The organism is Vibrio sp. S457-15 (assembly GCF_000960545.1).
In the GTDB taxonomy this organism is placed as follows: Bacteria; Pseudomonadota; Gammaproteobacteria; order Enterobacterales; family Vibrionaceae; genus Vibrio; species Vibrio parahaemolyticus.
Genome location: NZ_JYOQ01000068.1, coordinates 1 through 402 on the forward strand (window position 1 = coordinate 1; position 402 = coordinate 402).

General features: G+C 51.5%; 1 rRNA gene. It reads right to left on the reverse strand.

Going from position 1 to position 402, the window contains the following annotated elements:
• A 23S ribosomal RNA gene (locus UF05_RS08540) occupies positions 1–402 on the reverse strand; the annotation flags it as partial.

Genomic DNA, 402 nt, shown 5'->3' on the forward strand with positions numbered 1-402 from the left:
CTTCAACCTGCCCATGGCTAGATCACCTGGTTGCGGGTCTATATCCGGAGACTGAACGCCCAGTTAAGACTCGGTTTCCCTACGGCTCCCCTAGATGGTTAACCTTGCCACTGAATATAAGTCGCTGACCCATTATACAAAAGGTACGCAGTCACAGGACAAGCCTGCTCCTACTGCTTGTACGTACACGGTTTCAGGTTCTATTTCACTCCCCTCACAGGGGTTCTTTTCGCCTTTCCCTCACGGTACTGGTTCACTATCGGTCAGTCAGTAGTATTTAGCCTTGGAGGATGGTCCCCCCATATTCAGACAGGATATCACGTGTCCCGCCCTACTCGATTTCACTGAACACACGTCGTCAACTACGGGACTGTCACCCTGTATCGTCGGACTTTCCAGACC